The organism is Microcoleus sp. Pol12B3 (assembly GCF_036701355.1).
Classification (GTDB): Bacteria; Cyanobacteriota; Cyanobacteriia; order Cyanobacteriales; family Microcoleaceae; genus Microcoleus.
On the sequence record NZ_JAUBQS010000060.1, the window covers coordinates 1 to 16,568 of the forward strand.

Here is a 16,568-nt window from a genome sequence, read left to right on the forward strand (position 1 = left end):
TCCTTCTTGATTTTCCAGACGAACCGACGCAGATTTTTTTTTCCATTCCTGCAAGTTCTGCGGAGATCTGATTCCTGATGTTCTGGACGAGGAACTCTCAATCGAAACTTCATGGACTTGAGATATTCCCACCCTCTTTGACGACCGACTTTTTCACCCTTGAGTTCACTCATCCAGTCGGCCACTTTACGACCATTCCACAGCCCGCCATCGGGGGGTGGCTGCTGTAAGACTTGCCACAATTGAGCTTGTTCCACATCATTCAGCAGAGGGTCACAATCGCTATTTTTGCAACGTTTATCTCCGAGGGATTCAGGTCCTAAATGATTGTAGCCCCCGACTAATTCATAAATCCAACCACGACTATAACCTGTCACTGCCATCACTTCTGCGGTGGTTTTTCCAATGGCTAACAGCCAAATAATCTGGTAATGATGAGCCTGGGTGGTTGTTTTAGCTTGACGGAAACGAGCTTGTAGCTCTTCTGGACTCAGATGAGGTGCGATCGTAATTCGTTTTGGCATTCTTTATTTGATGGGGGTGCTGTTCCTCCTGATTATATCATGGTTGATCGACCGGACATGATATAACCGATAAATATTAGACTTGAATTGAAGCCCTTTTTCGCTCTCCTATCTTTAAATGTATCTGCGTTCATCTGCGTACATCTATTTTCATCTGCGGTTGACATCTTACATCAAAGATTTAGGCAAGAAGTTTAATCAAGAAAAAAGGAAGGCGAAAAAATGTTTATAGTAAATACTTTACCAGTGTTAACTGCCCAAAATATCAAGTGTGAGAGCGCAATCGCAATATTTTCAACAAAGTGTTGAATTGATCGGGTAAAGGTGCGATCGCCTCTATTAATTCTCCGGTTACGGGATGCTGCAATGTCAGCCGCCATGCGTGGAGGGCTTGTCCGGTTAAATTGACGCCGATCGAACGGTTGGAACTGTACATCGGGTCGCCGACAATCGGATGTTTTATTTCCGCTGTATGCACGCGAATTTGATGGGTGCGGCCGGTTTCTAATTGATAGTGCATTAAGCAATAGTTGCCGATTCTTTCTTTGATTTTCCAGTGAGTAACTGCGGGGCGACCGCCTTTTTCTACTGGTACTACTGCCATTTTTTTGCGGTCTGTGGGATGCCGCCCGATGGGTAAGTCTATTGTGCCTGTTTCGGTGTTAGGAGCACCGTAAACTATGCCTAAATATTCGCGGCGGGCGGTTTTGGTTTTGAGTTGGGCTTGCAGGTGTTGGTGGGCAATGTCGGTTTTGGCGATCGCGATCGCACCTGTTGTATCTTTGTCTAATCTGTGCACGATTCCCGGCCGCTGAACTCCGCCTATTTCTGCTAGGGGACAGTGGGCTAAGAGGGCGTTGACTAATGTACCGTCTGCGTGTCCGGCGGCTGGATGGACGACTAATCCGGCTGGTTTGTTGATGATAATGAGGCTGTCATCTTCGTAGAGGATGTCGAGGGGAATTGCTTCGGGCTGCAAGGAAGTGGGCTGGGCTTCGGGTAAAGTGAGGTGGATGCGATCGCCCGTTTTTACTGATATTTTTTTCGAGGTGCAGGTTTCGTCGTTGACTTTGACGTTGCCTTGTGATATCAGAGTTTGGATTCGCGATCGGGATAAGTCCGGTATCTGGTTTGACAGCCAAATATCTAATCGCTGATTGACATTACTGCGATCGAATTCCTCTGTATTTTCTACTCTGTAAATCTGTGCCGCAGTGTCTGTTTCTATCATTTACTTTTTACTATTTTTTGCCAAGTGTGTAAAGCAAATATCTTCATCATAACATCTGTGAGTTAGTTCGCGATCGCACGGGCAGCGAGAAACCGGTTTTTCTCACCGCAATACTTCCTTTGGGCCCGCAGACTGGGTAAAAAACCCGGTTTCTTTGGTCGGAGTGGTTAAGTCGTTTGAGTATAATCGTCAATTCTATCGACAATTATCGCAGTGGCCGCAGCGCATTGATTTAGCTTCCTTGGCAAACCCAAAAGCTTGCAGCAAAAATTGCCACCTACACTCGCGATGTTTGAGATATTTAGCCATTTCTTCCGCTGCGGTAAAATTTAATTTTTCAGCTTTTTGCTGGGGAGATTTATCGATCGCATAATTAAAAGGATCTTGCCATGTTAATTGTCCGCTACTGTGCAAGATTGAAAGGGCGATCGCGCTTTCGGGAAATTCGCGAGAAACTGCTTCTATATCGCCTTTAACTGGCAGTTTTTTGGCTAATTGCTGAGCTTCTCGGTATTGCGATCGCAATTTATCTTGAAAAAATTCCTTTCTTTGTTTATCTTCGGGATAAAGAAAACCCGTAGGTTCGCTAATCAATGTCAGGGCGATCGCCGATTTGCCGTCGCGTCCGCCTCTACCAATTTCCTGAATGTATTCCGATAATAGCAAAGGTGCTTGAAAGTGAACAACCCACCGGACATCTGGCTTATTAATTCCCATCCCGAATGCTGAGGTACAAGTCACGAATTTAATATTATTGTTCAGCCAAGCTGTTTCTATTTTTCGTCGTGATTCTGGACTTAAACCTGCATGATATGCTGCTGTTTCATAACCTGCTGCTTCCAACAAATCTGCCAAATTCTCGCTATCTTTTCTAGTGCGTACATAGACTAAACCTGCTTGATTTTGTCTAGCTTTAATAAAATTTAATAACTGCTGTTTGCGTCCTCTCGGCGTCCACACTGTCTGCACTTGCAGGTGCAGGTTAGAACGGTACGGACTTAGCAGAAAGGCTTCGGGTTTTTGCAGTTGCAACACATTTTTGATTGTCTGCTGTGCTTCCGGGTTGGCGGTAGCGGTGAAAGCGGCGATCGCAATTTTACTGTTTGCTGGTTTAGCTTTCAACAAAGCCGATCGCACTGTTCCCAAACGGCGGTAAGCTGGTCGAAAAGTATCACCCCACTGCACTAAACAGTGAGCTTCATCTAATATTAAACCGTTTATTTGGATCTGTGGCTGACTGATAATTTCCCAAACAGGTTTGCTGAGTAATGTTTCAGGAGACAGGTACAGCAATCTTAATTTGTTTTGTTGCAGCGACTGCATAGTTTGTCGGCGCTGCGCTGTTGGCAATTGACTGTGGAGTAGGGAAGCAGGAAGATTGCGATCGCGCAATTCTTGTACTTGATTTTCCATCAGTGCGACTAACGGCGAAACTACCAACGTTAAGCCTGTTTGTAACAAAGCTGGCAGTTGAAAGCAGATTGATTTGCCGCCACCTGTCGGCATAATTATAATTGTATCTTTTCCGGCTAATAAACTACCGACGATTTCTCCTTGCGGTGGTCGAAAGTCGTCGTATCCCCAGATTTTTTGGAAGGCGGCACGGGCTTGATTTAATGATGTTGGTTCGGGTTGGTATTTCATTTAATTTATTCCCAAATCAGACGTAATGTGAGCAGTGCGTGTCTACATAATTAAATCTTGTGTAAGTCCTGATGTACCAATAAACCGGGTGGCTGGTTTCATAGTATGCAAGTATCGAGCAGAATAAGTGTTAATTTAATAACAGTTAATAATTTTACTTTTTAAATTATGAACGCAAGCACGTTAAGGGAAGTTTTCAGCTATCGGCAAAAGATTTGGGATCTTTTCGATACCGCAGGTCTAGCAGAAGCAGTGCATGAAGATGGTTTTGCGCTGATTCCTGGTGTACTCAGTCCGTCGGAAGTGGCGCAAACCAAAGAAGCACTCGATCGCCTGCAACCCTTCGGACTCGATGGTAGCAGTTGGAGTGAATTGAACCAGCATTTTAAGTGCGTTTTTAATCGCGATCGCCTGTGGCTCTCCTATGCCGATCGACCGGGTATAATTGAATTAGCCGAAGCATTAATGGGCAGCGATTGCCATATTATCGGCATGACTGCATGGAAAAGCGGGCCCGGTTATGATGGTTGGCGCGTCCACGTCGATCAGGTGTTTGTACCCGTGCCCGAAAGCGTGTTTGGCGATCGCACTTTTCAACTGCCAGTATGGATTTGTACAGCCCATTTCTATCTCAGCGACATCGCTGAAGACCTATGTCCTACCTACATTATTCCTGGCAGTCACAAATCTGGTAGAAAACCCGATCGCGGGGAAGAAACTTGGAACGGACACTCCCCAGAACCAGTTTTGTGCAAAGCAGGAGATGTGCTGTTTTTCCGCAGTGAAATTTGGCACTCCGGCGGCAAAAATACGACGACAGATGGAACTCGCTACTTACTGCAAGTGCATTATTCCCACCGCAACATCGCGCAGAAATTTTCGCCTTGGCCGTGGCAGTTCAATCCCGAAATTCTCGCTACCGCTACTGAACGGCAACTGCGACTTTTGGGTAAACATCCTGAGTCAAATTACGGTTAAAATACATTGCTAATTTTGTTTGAGGCGCGATCGATAAATAAACGGGAAATGTCATATTTATTTGAGAGTTGGAGTTTTGGATTTGAGATTACGATCAATTCTAGAGGCTGGTAAATCTCAGAATATCTTGAGCAATCCAAAATCCAAAATCCACAATCTAAAACCGCCTAAGATTGACCGTCACGGCGGCCGAGTTCGTACACGCCGCCGCCAATACAGGCGATCGTACCCATAGATACCGCCCAACCAGTGCCCAGAGACAATTCCACGCCCCAATTGCACAATCCGCCCACAATTAAAAAGGGCAGAATGCTCAACAGGGAAGCGTAAAAGGCATTTTGGGCTTCTCTGGCTTGGCGGGTTCTTTCAAACTCGGCTTCCGAGGTGTAGAGGGATCTCTCGGCAAAATTCATCCAGCGGTTGAGTTGCAGGATTACCCATTCTGTCACGGGCGACAGGCCCCAGTACAGGGCCAAAGACCACAAGGACGCACCAGCGATGGCAGTTGCGTCTATGGCAAAACTAAAGGGAAAAATTTCAGTAAGCATTGCTTGATGTTGGTGATGAATTTAAGATTTTGGATGTCATCCAAAATCCCCGAACTTAACTATAGTCTCAAGCAAAAGCTCGATCGAATTCAACCGCAGCACGAATTCCCAGGCCAATTTTTTTTTATCGCCCCCGGGCATTTACCCGGAAGCCTTGACACGGGTTTTGGATGGAGTAAGATACACGTTGTTATTAAACTGATTCGCGATCGCGAGTAGAGCTCAAAGCCAATCTTGCAGCGAATTGGCATAACTTACATCTTGCACCCTTCTCAGAAACTCAGAAACGGGGAAGATGCCCGTTCCACAAAGAATGATTTTTTTGGTGGGACGGAAAGCCCGCCCCGGAAAGCTTTATTGACTGACAAGGGTGCAAAATGTGAGCCTAACAGACAACGCAAACTCCCACACACATTTAACTTTGAGCCGTGAAAAAAATCCTGCAAGACTCTAGAGGCCCGCTGACGGTAAAACGCTTTTTTCGTTTCAGACAGATGCTGCTGCTGGCACTTTCGATCGGCATTGTGTTGATCGGCCCTTATTTTCAGCAGCAGGTAGTCAAAGCTCAGTCAGGCTTACCAAGCAGAGTAGCGACGGGTAATTTGTGGCAAGAAGCTTCTTTTCCAGTCGAAAACTTTGAAACATACACTTCCGCCTTCGGCCCCCGTGGCGGGGATTTTCATTACGGTTTGGACATGGCGGCCCCGGAAGGCAGCTATATCCGCAATTGGTGGGGCGGCCAAATTGTGGAAGTTTGGGAAGATGGCCGGTGCGGCACTGGTATGGTGGTGCGATCGGGAAATTGGGAACACATCTACTGTCACCTCAGAGGCCGAGTGCTAACAGCTAACGGCGGGCGTTATTATACCGATAGCGAAGGTACCGTGCAAATTTGGCAAGGTCAAACAGTGCCTGCAGGTGCGAGAATTGCCAGAGTTGGGATGACTGGCCGCACGAGTGGACCTCACTTGCACTGGGGACTGAAGTACGGCGGCCGCTGGGTTGACCCGGCTTTGGTACTCCGGGAAATGTACGCGCAACAATCTTAATTTGTCATTAGTTAGCAGTCATTTTTTTTGGTTTGTAGTAATGACTAAAGTCCTGATTTTTTCGGGAATGAGGAATCAAGTCATCACTACAAACTTGAATAACTAATGAATCTTTACGTTGGTGCCAACTCTTTTTTGGTCAACTCGGTGTACCGCTCGACAATTTGGCGGAATTCATCGCCGTCGATCGTTTCCTCATCCAACAGCGCTTCGACAAGTTTGTCTACCAAAGCGCGATTTTCGCGGATAATTCGGCGAGCTTCTTCGTAGCACTCAAAGGCAATTTCCCGGACTTGCCGATCGATCTTAATTGCCATGTCTTCGGAATACTCGGATCGCGAATTCCAATTCTGGCCTAAAAACACCTCATTGTTCGGACTTTCCAAAGCCACAGGCCCCAAATCCGACATTCCATAAAGCGTTACCATTTCCCTCGCGAGACTGCTAACTTTTTTGAGATCGCTACCGGCACCAGTGTCGATTTCAGCATCGCCATAAATTTCTGCTTCCGCCGCCCGTCCCCCCAAAGCTACTTTAATTCGGTTTAACAGCAAAGCCCGACTCCTCAAACCTTCGCTGTCGAGCATTTCGTCGTCGAGCACAAAGCTAGTGAAGCCTTCGATGCCGCCGGAACGCGGAATAATCGTTACTTTTTCAACTGGATCGGCATTTTTGAGCATGGTCGCGACTAGGGCGTGTCCGACTTCGTGGTACGCTGTCATCCACTTTTTCTTGCTGTCGAGCAGCGGGTTGAGGGTAAGCCCGATCGTGATCCGGTCGATCGCGTCGTGAACTTCTAAGTTACTAATCGTGTCTTTGCGACGCCTCGCGGTAAGAATTGCTGCTTCGTTGAGCAAGTTTGCCAAGTCGGCGCCGGAAAAGCCGGGAGTGCGGCGGGCGATCGTATCTAGGGCAACTTCTGGGTCGAGTTTTTTGTTGCGCGCGTGAACTTGCAAAATCCCCAAACGCCCTTTGTAACTGGGTAAATCTACCGTTACTTGACGATCGAACCTGCCGGGCCGCAGCAGGGCGGTATCGAGAACGTCCGGCCGATTAGTAGCTGCAATCACAATCACACCGCTGTTACCCTCAAAGCCGTCCATTTCTGTCAGCAACTGGTTGAGAGTTTGTTCGCGTTCGTCGTTGCCGCCGCCGATACCAGCGCCGCGCTGCCTTCCTACGGCGTCTATTTCGTCGATGAAGACGATGCAGGGGGCATTTTCTTTAGCTTTGCGGAACAAGTCGCGGACGCGGGAGGCGCCAACTCCGACAAACATTTCTACAAATTCCGAACCGGAGATGCTGAAGAAGGGGACGGCTGCTTCGCCTGCGATGGCTTTTGCCAGCATTGTTTTGCCGGTTCCTGGAGGCCCGATTAACAGAACTCCTCTGGGAATTTTGGCGCCGATGGCGTTGAAGCGTTCGGGTTTTTTGAGGAAGGTTACGACTTCTTGCAGTTCTTCTTTAGCTTCTTCGATGCCTGCAACGTCGTCGAACATCACGCCGGTTTTGGCTTCCATTTGGAAACGGGCTCTGGATTTGCCGAAGTTCATGGCATTTCCTTGAGATTGTGTCGATCGGCGCAGGATTGCCATCAGCACTGCCAACACTGCAAAAATCACTAGCAAGTTTACTACTAAACTGACTGCGGCGGCGTTGTCGGCTGTTTGTTTGACTTCAAAGTCAATCTTTTTGGCGCGGATTTGGGAGTACAGTTCTCGGTTGTTGTAGTCGAACAGACTAACTGATTGGGTTTGATCGCTTTTTTGATTTTTTAGCCTAACCTTGGCAATTTTTTGAGTTTCGTCTACTTCGATTTTACTGACTTGCCCTTTTTCTATGTTGTCGATCAGTTGGCTGTAACTCATGGTGTTTGGCGCGCTCTCGGCAAACACCGGGGTCGAGAGCAATATTCCTTGAGAAATCACCAAACTGCCCAGGATGCGCCAAAGATTCCGTCCTGAAATTGATTTTTTAGGATTCTGGCTCGATTTGTCTTTGTTTACAGCTAGATGCCCCAGCCATGCGTGTTTCCAAGAATTTTTCATATTGCTTTGCCCAAGGTTGAAGACTGCCAAGATTGACCGCTTGTGGTTTGCTACGTTCATTTATTTTAACAAGAGGGCGAGTGTTGAATGGGTTTATCTCTCCCTGGATCTCAAGAGACCCCTCAAGAGGGGGGTTTTGAATCCACTGCTTTTCAAGAAACCGGGTTTCTCGGGCCCGTTTTTGAAGAGCAGTGCGACTCAGAAACCGGTTTTTCCCCCAAATCTGTGGCTTTTTCCAAAAATTGTGGCAAAAACCCGGCTTCTCGGCCACGTGCGTAAATCTAAAATCTAAAATCGATTGACAGTTGCCGATCGAACTTGCTATGTTAATCATACTCGTAATGAGTACGTGTTAGAGAAGCAGTTATTGTTTTTAAGCTTTATGGTAAAAATTGTCGGTATTGGTGGAAGTTTGCGGGCTGGCTCCTACAGCCAGTTAGCGTTGAAGGTGGCAGCAGAACGGGCGCAGGCCCTGGGCGCGGAAGTTGAAATATTCGATTTGCGATCGCTCAATCTGCCATTCTGCAATGGTGAGAATGATTATATCGATTACCCCGATGTGGAAAAGCTGCAGAATGCGGTTAAGCAAGCCGACGCTTTGATTTTGGCAACGCCGGAGTATCACGGTAGCGTCAGCGGTGCTCTCAAGAATGCCCTGGATTTGATGAGTTTTGAGCATTTGGACGGGAAAGTTGCGGGTGGGATTAGCGTTTTGGGAGGGCAAGTTAACAACAACGCACTCAACGATTTGCGCGTGATTTTAAGATGGGTGCACGCTTGGGTCATTCCAGAACAAATTGCGATCGGACAAGCTTGGAAAGCTTTTAGTCCTGATGGTAAATTGTTGGATGAAAAACTGTCTGAAAGGTTCGACGAATTTGCTCGGAGTTTAGTGGAAAATACGCGGAAATTGCGAGGAATTTCGTAACTTTATCTGCTGATGACAAATGCAGTCCGAAACGCAACTGGCCTATTCTTCTGATGTGTCAGTTGCAATAATTGCTCGATTTGAAGAGGTTTTGTCTCTAGTAGAGTACCCGACAAGCTGTAATGTTAACTGTTAACAGTCAACAGTCAACAGTCAACTGAATTAAAATGGCATATCGATCATGTCTCCGAAAGGATGGGGTACGTCGATCGCCATTCTTCCGGGTTTTGACTCATATTTGTCTATCCACTTTTTGGCCAATTCCAAAGCTTCCTCCTCAGTCTTGGCATTTTGGACGGCTACGTGGCGGTTGCCGCGACTATCCCAAACCTCGACGTAGAAGACTTTCTGGGATTGAATAATCCAACCTTTATAAGTGTCTGCTGGTTCCATAGTTAGAATCCTAAAATAATCGGGCGGGGAGTTCCACTGGCGAGCTAATTGTAAATATTGCCCTGCATAAAATGAATTTTACGGGGGTTTCTATAGTATTTTTGGAAAAAAGTCAGTTTTACGGTTAACCTCATGACCCGACTCCTGAAGCAATTATTTAACTGGAGAAAATATCTCCAACCTTTGGCGGCGACGATCGCGATCGCCCTAATCGCATCCCAGATGGCGGTATTGCCGGCATTGGCGACTGGCGTTTACGAAATGCCCGTGTTGTCGACGGGCGATCGAACTTGGGTGTTCGACAAAGGCGACGTACTCAGCCGCAGCAGCGAAAGCAATATCAGCAGCGTGCTCGACAACCTGGAAAACAAAACAGGGAAACAAGTCAGATTTGTCACCATCCACCGCTTAGACTACGGCGAAACGGCTGCCACTTTTACCGACCAACTGTTTGAACAGTGGTTTCCCGCAAAAGAAGACCAGACTAATCAAATTTTACTCGTTCTCGACACTGTTACCAACAGTGCAGCAATTCGCACCGGCGAAGGGGTTAAATCCCTGCTAACCGATGAAATTGCCCAGAGTGTAGCTGGGGAAACCGTGCAAGTGCCGCTGCGGGAAGCCAATAAATACAACGAGGCATTTTCGGCTGCAAGTACGCGCATTGCAACTGTTTTGTCGGGCGAACCCGATCCGGGCCCTCCTGAAGTTGTTGACAACATTCAAGTTGAAGGCACCTTTAAAAAAGCTGAAGAAACAGATCGAGGCAATGCCACAGTTGTTGTGGTTGTGCTGTTGGTGTTGGCGACAGTGATTCCGATGGTGACTTATTTCTGGTATCAAGGTTTTTCGTGATCGGGTGCTGATAAATTCGATCGGTTGCCGTTTTGTCAAGAAATTAAGGCAGGGCTGCACTAATCTTGAACGTATTCTCGATCGCTCAACAATGCAATTTCTGCCCGTACAAACTCCCGTCCCAGATAAGCCGCGTGATCTAACATTGTCACCGGGCTGGGGCGGGTTTCTTCTAAGATTTTGACACAAAGCTCTTTGGCGGTTCTGCCGCTAAAAACTGTGGATTGCGTGCGTTCTACTTTGCCGCGGGCGGGGATAGGTTTACCAGTTTCGGGATCGACGGCGAGGCCTCGATCGTCGATGATGTTGGTGAAATGTTTGGCACAGATTAAGCTGGTTTCGCGATCGAGATAAATGATGAAGTAGCCACCCGGATCGAGGTCGATGTGGCGTTTGGATAGCTTGTCATCGATGGCGGTGAGATTTTCCAAGGTTTGACTCATGGTTGGTGAAAGGAAGTAAACAATAACTGTAATTTCTTCTGCTATTTCTAGTTTAGTCGGCTGCGGGACAAGTTTGGCAGGTTGCTTGGTTGAATGCGGAGGAAGTTTCGGGCGATCGACATTCTATCCTATATCTGTGGGGACAGGGCATTGCCGTGTCCGGCGGTGGCTGCTGCGACTTTTAATGAGTGGTATAAGATTGAGGACTGTCACAAGACTTGTTGAACTTGATAGAATTAACCGCAGAGAGCGCAAATAACGCAGAGTAAAAGAAGAGAGACAAACCAAATATGTTACCATAAATTTGAGTCAAATTTTACATTAAGTTATAGATGAAATTTATAGATTTATTTTCAGGAATTGGAGGTTTCAGACAAGGGTTTGAAAAATTTGGCTTTGAATGCGTTTTTTCCTGCGAGATAAACAGCAAATGCCGACAAGTTTACACAGAAAACTTCGGCGAGGTTCCTTTTGGAGATATCAGTAAAATTAATCCCGTCGAGTTAGCAGACTTTGATGTTTTAGTCGCCGGGTTTCCGTGCCAACCTTTTAGCATCTGTGGCAAAAAGCAGGGTTTTGAAGATACTAGAGGCACGCTATTTTTTGAGATTGGTAAAATTATTAAAATAAAGCAACCTCAAGTAATTGTCCTCGAAAATGTCAAGCACTTAATCCATCATGACAAGGGAAATACCTTAAAAGTAATTATTGCCAGTCTGGAAGATTTGGGATACAGCGTGAATTACAAAATGCTGAATGCTAAAGACTTTGGAATTCCTCAACATCGTGAAAGAATATTCATTATTGCAACTAAAGGTAAAGAATTCAATTTTTCTAGACTTAAAAGTAAGTTTCCTCCGCAACTCAGGGAATTTCTAGACGAGACAGGGGATTTTGAAATATTGGACAAATCAGAGTATACTTTAATTGATTATCCGAGAAAGCAAGATTCGGGACTTTTGTTTGTAGGTTACAGAAATAAAGGTACTTGGAAAACTGGCGTCAGGCCCAATACAGAACATTTATCGAGAGTTCACAGACAGCCTAATCGGATTTATTCGGTAGATGGAGTGCATCCGACTATTCCTTCGCAAGAAACCTCTGGCAGATTTTTTATCTACATTCCTGAGCAAGATATGGTGAGAAAATTGACGCTGAAGGAATGTTACCGTCTTATGGGTTTTCCTGAAGATTTTAAGAGTTATCCGAGTGCGGGGGAAAGTTACAAGCAAATTGGGAACTCGGTTTGTGTACCGGTGGTGGAGGCGATCGCAAAAGAAATATTAAGTCAAAACTTATTCTATGATGAAAAGAAGGAACTACATAGATGTCCCGACTCCCGACTTCTGCAATCAGTTGGGACTCTAATTAACACTATTACTTGAGATTAATTTTGTTATTAAACAATTTTAGCATTAACCTAGCCCTAACTTTGAGCTATAATATAAGTCACCCAAGATAGATATAGTCGTCATGGAAGAATTACTCACCTTAAAAAGCTTACTGCTAAAAGGGGATATACCTGGGTCATTAGCTATAGTTGAAGAACTAGAAGAAATGAGCAAAAAAGACATCATTAAAACTATTCGCAGCTATGCAGTGATTTTACTATTGCATCTGATTAAACAGCAAGCTGAAAATCGCACAACTCGCTCTTGGGATATCTCGATTCGGAACTCGGTTCTAGAAATTCAGGAGGAAAATAAGCGACCGAGAGGCGCGGGATTTTACTTACCTCTAGAAGAGTTACTCATTGTTTTAGAAATGGCGTATAGACAAGCTATTAACAAAGCTTCCCTAGAAGTGGAAGAAGGGCGTTATGAACCAAGAGAATTGTCGCAGTTAGTGAATCAAGAGGCACTTATTAATCAAGCAATTACTTTAATTTCACAAGAAGCTGAAGATAAGGACTAAAGTTACCCAAAGTTAGGAGACGGCAATGCCGTTTCCCTACAATTAATTGAGGTAGGGAAACGGCATTGCCGTCTCCTCGATTTTTGTAAGGACACGGCAGTGCCGTTTCCCTACTTGATTAGGCGGGTACTTGGATTTTTTCGGTGCCGGCAAGTTCAAAGGCTGCGTGAATTGCCTTCAAAGCAGTTACACCTTGTTCCTCATCCACAACGCAGCTAATTTTAATCTCAGAAGTGGCAATCATTTGAATGTTGATTTGCTGGCGGGAAAGCGCTTCAAACATCCTTGCCGCTACTCCCGGATGCGCTACCATCCCGGAACCGACAACGCTAACTTTGGCTATTTGTGTATCGACTGCTACTTCGCCCCATCCGAATTCGGGGGCGGCTTTTTCGAGGGCGTTTTTAGCAGCTTCTGCGTCAATTTGTGCGACGGTAAATGCAATGTCGCGAGTTAATATGCCGTCAATATTGTGGCAGCGCTGCGATTGAATGATTGTATCTACGCTGATATTTTCCTCGGCTAAAAGTCCGAACAGTTTTGCTGCTACTCCGGGTCGATCGGGCAATTGGCGAATTGCTAGACGCGCTTGATTGAGATCCAACGCAACGGCGCGGACTGCAGGCGGTTTGTGGGATGATGAACGCAGCCCAATAGGGGAGTTGGCGACATCAAATGTTTTGCAGAGTTCGGCAACGGCCCGATCGCAATCTTCGGCATCGATCGCACAACTAACTTTTACCTCGGAAGTGGAAATCATTTGAATGTTAATTCCCGCATCCGCTAAAGTCTTAAACATCTGCGCGGCTACCCTCGGACGACCGATCATTCCCGCACCCGCAATGCTAACTTTAGCTATTGGCCGCTCTTCTGCTTTCACTTCCGGTTCTCCCAATTCTGGGCGAGAATTCTTGCCGAGGGCGGGGATAATTGCATCTGCAACGGCGGCGGCTTGTTGCAGAGATTTTCGCGTCACTGTGAAGGCAATATCGTTAGTATTTCCTTCATGAATTGACTGGATAATTAAGTCTACATCGAGGTTTTGCTGCGCGATCGCACCAAACAATCGCGCTGCTACGCCGGGGCGATCGGGCAAACGCAGCAGCGACACCCCCGCCTGATCTAAGTCAAATTCCACCGCATCCACCGCTTTTGCGAGCTCCAAGCCCTCCAAAGGACGGGGTTGCGGTGGGGGGGACACTACCCGCGTACCGGGGGCGTCACTCCAGCTAGAAAGCACTACCAGCGGCACGCCGTAATTCTTGGCAATTTCTACCGCGCGCGGGTGGAGGACTTTTGCGCCCAAACTCGCCAATTCCAGCATTTCGTCGCAAGTGATTTCGTCCATCAATTGCGCGTCGGCAACCAAGCGCGGATCTGTAGTCAGAATTCCGGGAACGTCGGTATAAATTTCGCATCTGTCGGCCCGCAGCGCTGCTGCCAGGGCCACTGCGGTTGTGTCGGAACCGCCACGGCCCAAGGTGGTAATTTCCAATTCTCCGGCATCGGCGATGCCTTGGAAACCCGCCACCACAACGACTTTACCGCTTTTTAACTGGCTTTCAAGCCGATTTGGGTCAATTCGCAAAATCCGGGCGCGGGTGTGGGCGGCTTCGGTGACAATGCCGACTTGGGCGCCGGTGAGGGAAATTGCCGGCTGTCCCATTTCTTGCAATGCCATGCTCAAAAGTGCGATCGAGACTTGTTCCCCAGTGGAGAGCAACATATCCATTTCCCGCTTGTTGGGATTTGCGGAAATTTCCTTGGCTAGTTTAACTAAACCGTCGGTGGTTTTGCCCATCGCCGAAAGTACGACAACGAGAGAGTTGCCGAGCTGTGCTGTTTTTACAACTCGTCGGGCTACTTCCAAAATGCGATCGACTGTGCCAACCGAGGTTCCGCCATATTTCTGAACAATTAGTGCCATAGGACTTACACAAAAAGTGATGCAATACTTAAGTTAATATACGCAAATTTTTGATAATAACCGATGAATGTTTATATCGTTTCTGAGGAGGCTGCTAGGCGATCGGGTTTTTACAGCACATGATATTCCTAGGGAGACTGAATTGCCGTGTCTCTACCGGCATCCGCGACTTATGCGAATTTAGATTTTTGATTGAAGAATTGCGAATGACTTATGAAGATCTCAACCCCGATAGTCCTCAGTCATCGCCAATCTAAAATCTAAAATCTAAAATTGTATTACCCACATTCTAACTCTGGCAAACGCGCTTCTAAAGCTTGAATTCGCAGCTCAGCTTCTATGCGCCTTTGTCGTTCTCGTTGTGTCGCCAATTCGGCTTGTTCTGCCCGTTCCTCGGCCGCCAGCAAATTCCCCGAAGCATCCCACCATCGCAGCCAAGGCAACTCTACGCCCCGATCAACCCCTTGCCAAATGCCTAATTCCACTCGTATTTGTGCGATAGGGTAATGTCCGCGCTGATTTTGTGGGACTAACTCGAACCACTCCTCTACCGAATGATACCCTTCAACTTGTGCCTTTTTGACTTCATAAATTCCGTAAATGCAGGTCGAATTATCCGCTCGTAAATCCAGATTTGGCCTTGGCGAGGAGTCCTATTTTTTTCTTGACAGCTATGGCTATAAACAAATTCAAGTACAATCAGAGGCGGCATTAATTCCCGCCACATTACATAGGAACGGCGCAGATTTTCGTCAAGAGTTGGCGGCATTTCGGACACGTAAAATTAATCAGGTGCTTGGGCTGCTCTTTCGCGCGGTTCCGGGAGTTCGGCAACTCGCCAATAAATACCGGAATCTTTACCGATGCAGTATTGCCCGTCGGGATGAACTTGGTCTAAAATGGGTCGAATTGATGTTGTTAACAGGATGTTGTGAGGGTGTTATAATATTTTTTTACAAAAGTACCGTCGGAGTCTGGTGATTGAGTGTGGTCTGGGAAATCTGTTGCTAGAATTTCTGATTTTTCGGTTACACTCATGTTGACCTCTTGAAGTTTTAAAATTTATACTTATAATTGGTAGCTTAGAGATTAATAATGCTATGATTTCAGGGAAAACCTCCGGTTGCTATATAAAAATTTTCAAGGAATATGAGTCAGTACAAGTTAATTATTTTTGACTTCGACGGCACTTTGGCAATCACTCACAAAGCTATTGTCTTTTGCTTTACCAAAACTTTTGAAAATTACAATATTAGCCCGCCGGCTGCTGATACTATTATAGGTACGATCGGCATCAATTTACCAAATACTTTTAAAATCCTCCATCCGGCGATCGAGGAAAGCGCAATTCCTGAATGGGTTGAAACTTACCGCTCTTATTATCGGACGGAAGGGGAAAAGCAGGTAGAGTTATTTACCGGGACAAATCAAGTTTTGCAGTTGGCGCGTCAGTCGGGATTGAGCCTGGGAGTTTTCAGCAACAAACACATTAGTTTTGTGAATTTGTTACTGCAAAAAATGAAAATTCACAGTTTTTTTGATTTAATTTTAGGTGATAATGGAGAAAGAATTATCAAACCGAATCCGGCGGTTTTTCACTCAATTATTAAACCACTGTTCCCGGAATTGGATAACAGTCAAATTTTAATGGTTGGCGATACAGCGATTGATTTGCTGTTTGCTAAAAATGCTGGGATAGATGTTTGTTGGGCGGCTTACGGATATGGCAATCGCCCTCAGTGTCTCGCCCTAGAACCAACTTTTGCGATCGACGATATTTCAGAACTTGCTGTGTTCGTTCAAAATTAATTTTTCCTCGGTTTGTTTGAGAGAAGAGTTTGAATCATTTAACTAAAAAGTATTTAATTAATTTTTTTACGAGAGCCGGATGATGTAATTTTTATTTAATTAAAAAAATAAATACCCGAACTTGTAATCCGCCCAAACCCTGCCAAGCAAACCATACCAAAGATAGAGTGATCCCTGGGAGAGCTATTATAAATTAACAAGTAGGATTCCTTTGAAGGTAGAAGGCACAAGGCAGAAGCAAAGAGGAAAAAAACGAGGGAAGCCAGATTTTTTGAGG

At 46.0% G+C, this 16,568-nt stretch carries 15 protein-coding genes and 2 pseudogenes; 8 read left to right on the forward strand and 9 right to left on the reverse strand.

Translation table 11 applies throughout. The annotated features are described in order from the left end of the window. The 3 genes and pseudogenes from QUA53_RS23315 to QUA53_RS23325 all read right to left on the reverse strand — a co-directional run. Positions 1-524, reverse strand: a pseudogene (locus QUA53_RS23315) (winged helix-turn-helix domain-containing protein); the annotation flags it as partial. A 265-nt stretch (positions 525-789) separates the two neighbouring features. After that, positions 790-1,755, reverse strand: coding sequence for an RluA family pseudouridine synthase (locus QUA53_RS23320; RefSeq protein ID WP_333100063.1), 966 nt, complete (start codon positions 1,753-1,755; stop codon positions 790-792). 195 nt (positions 1,756-1,950) lie between these two features. Then, positions 1,951-3,399, reverse strand: coding sequence for a RecQ family ATP-dependent DNA helicase (locus tag QUA53_RS23325; protein ID WP_333100064.1), 1,449 nt, complete (start codon positions 3,397-3,399; stop codon positions 1,951-1,953). Positions 3,400-3,567: 168 nt separating this feature from the next. Here QUA53_RS23325 and QUA53_RS23330 point away from each other — a divergent pair, with 168 nt between their 5' ends. After that, on the forward strand, positions 3,568-4,377 hold the full coding sequence (locus QUA53_RS23330; RefSeq protein WP_333100065.1) for a phytanoyl-CoA dioxygenase family protein: 810 nt from the start codon (positions 3,568-3,570) through the stop codon (positions 4,375-4,377). Between the two features lie 167 nt (positions 4,378-4,544). Here QUA53_RS23330 and QUA53_RS23335 read toward each other — a convergent pair whose 3' ends face one another. Then, a complete protein-coding gene (locus QUA53_RS23335) occupies positions 4,545-4,925 on the reverse strand; it encodes a hypothetical protein (RefSeq protein WP_333036846.1) in 381 nt (126 codons plus the stop codon). 33 nt (positions 4,926-4,958) lie between these two features. On the opposite strand from QUA53_RS23335, the gene QUA53_RS23340 reads away from it, so the two are divergent. Both QUA53_RS23340 and QUA53_RS23345 read left to right on the forward strand, forming a co-directional pair. Continuing rightward, on the forward strand, positions 4,959-5,144 hold the full coding sequence (locus tag QUA53_RS23340) for a hypothetical protein (protein WP_333100066.1): 186 nt from the start codon (positions 4,959-4,961) through the stop codon (positions 5,142-5,144). Positions 5,145-5,353: 209 nt separating this feature from the next. After that, a complete protein-coding gene (locus QUA53_RS23345; RefSeq protein ID WP_333100067.1) occupies positions 5,354-5,974 on the forward strand; it encodes a M23 family metallopeptidase in 621 nt (206 codons plus the stop codon). Positions 5,975-6,087: 113 nt separating this feature from the next. Here the strand turns inward: QUA53_RS23345 and ftsH are convergent, their stop codons facing one another. Further along, positions 6,088-8,022 carry an ATP-dependent zinc metalloprotease FtsH gene (gene ftsH, locus QUA53_RS23350; RefSeq protein ID WP_333100068.1) on the reverse strand — a complete coding sequence of 645 codons (1,935 nt, stop codon included), beginning with the start codon at positions 8,020-8,022 and terminating at the stop codon, positions 6,088-6,090. Positions 8,023-8,404: 382 nt separating this feature from the next. Here ftsH and QUA53_RS23355 point away from each other — a divergent pair, with 382 nt between their 5' ends. Next, positions 8,405-8,950: an NADPH-dependent FMN reductase gene (locus QUA53_RS23355; protein ID WP_333100089.1), complete on the forward strand. Its 546-nt coding sequence runs from the start codon at positions 8,405-8,407 to the stop codon at positions 8,948-8,950. Positions 8,951-9,112: 162 nt separating this feature from the next. Here QUA53_RS23355 and QUA53_RS23360 read toward each other — a convergent pair whose 3' ends face one another. Further along, positions 9,113-9,343 (reverse strand): hypothetical protein, encoded by a 231-nt coding sequence (locus tag QUA53_RS23360; protein ID WP_190734279.1) that lies wholly within the window; start codon positions 9,341-9,343, stop codon positions 9,113-9,115. A 132-nt stretch (positions 9,344-9,475) separates the two neighbouring features. On the opposite strand from QUA53_RS23360, the gene psb32 reads away from it, so the two are divergent. Further along, positions 9,476-10,198 (forward strand): photosystem II repair protein Psb32, encoded by a 723-nt coding sequence (gene psb32 / locus QUA53_RS23365; RefSeq protein ID WP_333100069.1) that lies wholly within the window; start codon positions 9,476-9,478, stop codon positions 10,196-10,198. Positions 10,199-10,257: 59 nt separating this feature from the next. Here psb32 and QUA53_RS23370 read toward each other — a convergent pair whose 3' ends face one another. Next, positions 10,258-10,641 (reverse strand): DUF4346 domain-containing protein, encoded by a 384-nt coding sequence (locus QUA53_RS23370; RefSeq protein ID WP_333100070.1) that lies wholly within the window; start codon positions 10,639-10,641, stop codon positions 10,258-10,260. Between the two features lie 332 nt (positions 10,642-10,973). Between QUA53_RS23370 and dcm the strand changes: the two genes are divergently transcribed. Together dcm and QUA53_RS23380 are read left to right on the forward strand one after the other, a co-directional pair. Beyond that, positions 10,974-12,026, forward strand: a complete 1,053-nt coding sequence (dcm, locus tag QUA53_RS23375; RefSeq protein ID WP_333100071.1) for a DNA (cytosine-5-)-methyltransferase — start codon at positions 10,974-10,976, stop codon at positions 12,024-12,026. A gap of 88 nt (positions 12,027-12,114) precedes the next feature. Further along, entirely contained in the window at positions 12,115-12,555 is a 441-nt protein-coding gene (locus QUA53_RS23380) for a DUF29 family protein (RefSeq protein WP_333100072.1), read from the forward strand. 118 nt (positions 12,556-12,673) lie between these two features. On the opposite strand, the gene QUA53_RS23385 is transcribed toward QUA53_RS23380, so the two are convergent. After that, positions 12,674-14,482 (reverse strand): aspartate kinase, encoded by a 1,809-nt coding sequence (locus QUA53_RS23385; protein WP_333100073.1) that lies wholly within the window; start codon positions 14,480-14,482, stop codon positions 12,674-12,676. 278 nt (positions 14,483-14,760) lie between these two features. Continuing rightward, positions 14,761-15,520: pseudogene (locus QUA53_RS29350) on the reverse strand (Uma2 family endonuclease). Between the two features lie 111 nt (positions 15,521-15,631). Between QUA53_RS29350 and QUA53_RS23400 the strand changes: the two are divergent. Next, a complete protein-coding gene (locus tag QUA53_RS23400; protein WP_333100076.1) occupies positions 15,632-16,291 on the forward strand; it encodes an HAD family hydrolase in 660 nt (219 codons plus the stop codon). Positions 16,292-16,568: the final 277 nt, after the last annotated feature.

What these genes read in the sequence shown, in the direction of transcription:
- dcm (WP_333100071.1), top strand. Translation starts at nt 10,974, where the DNA reads ATGAAATTTATAGATTTATTTTCAGGAATTGGAGGTTTCAGACAAGGG.
- QUA53_RS23355 (WP_333100089.1), top strand. Translation starts at nt 8,405, where the DNA reads ATGGTAAAAATTGTCGGTATTGGTGGAAGTTTGCGGGCTGGCTCCTAC.
- QUA53_RS23385 (WP_333100073.1), bottom strand. Translation starts at nt 14,482, where the DNA reads ATGGCACTAATTGTTCAGAAATATGGCGGAACCTCGGTTGGCACAGTC.
- QUA53_RS23360 (WP_190734279.1), bottom strand. Translation starts at nt 9,343, where the DNA reads ATGGAACCAGCAGACACTTATAAAGGTTGGATTATTCAATCCCAGAAA.
- QUA53_RS23400 (WP_333100076.1), top strand. Translation starts at nt 15,632, where the DNA reads ATGAGTCAGTACAAGTTAATTATTTTTGACTTCGACGGCACTTTGGCA.
- ftsH (WP_333100068.1), bottom strand. Translation starts at nt 8,022, where the DNA reads ATGAAAAATTCTTGGAAACACGCATGGCTGGGGCATCTAGCTGTAAAC.
- QUA53_RS23325 (WP_333100064.1), bottom strand. Translation starts at nt 3,399, where the DNA reads ATGAAATACCAACCCGAACCAACATCATTAAATCAAGCCCGTGCCGCC.
- QUA53_RS23370 (WP_333100070.1), bottom strand. Translation starts at nt 10,641, where the DNA reads ATGAGTCAAACCTTGGAAAATCTCACCGCCATCGATGACAAGCTATCC.
- QUA53_RS23335 (WP_333036846.1), bottom strand. Translation starts at nt 4,925, where the DNA reads ATGCTTACTGAAATTTTTCCCTTTAGTTTTGCCATAGACGCAACTGCC.
- QUA53_RS23320 (WP_333100063.1), bottom strand. Translation starts at nt 1,755, where the DNA reads ATGATAGAAACAGACACTGCGGCACAGATTTACAGAGTAGAAAATACA.
- QUA53_RS23340 (WP_333100066.1), top strand. Translation starts at nt 4,959, where the DNA reads ATGTCATCCAAAATCCCCGAACTTAACTATAGTCTCAAGCAAAAGCTC.
- psb32 (WP_333100069.1), top strand. Translation starts at nt 9,476, where the DNA reads ATGACCCGACTCCTGAAGCAATTATTTAACTGGAGAAAATATCTCCAA.
- QUA53_RS23330 (WP_333100065.1), top strand. Translation starts at nt 3,568, where the DNA reads ATGAACGCAAGCACGTTAAGGGAAGTTTTCAGCTATCGGCAAAAGATT.
- QUA53_RS23380 (WP_333100072.1), top strand. Translation starts at nt 12,115, where the DNA reads ATGGAAGAATTACTCACCTTAAAAAGCTTACTGCTAAAAGGGGATATA.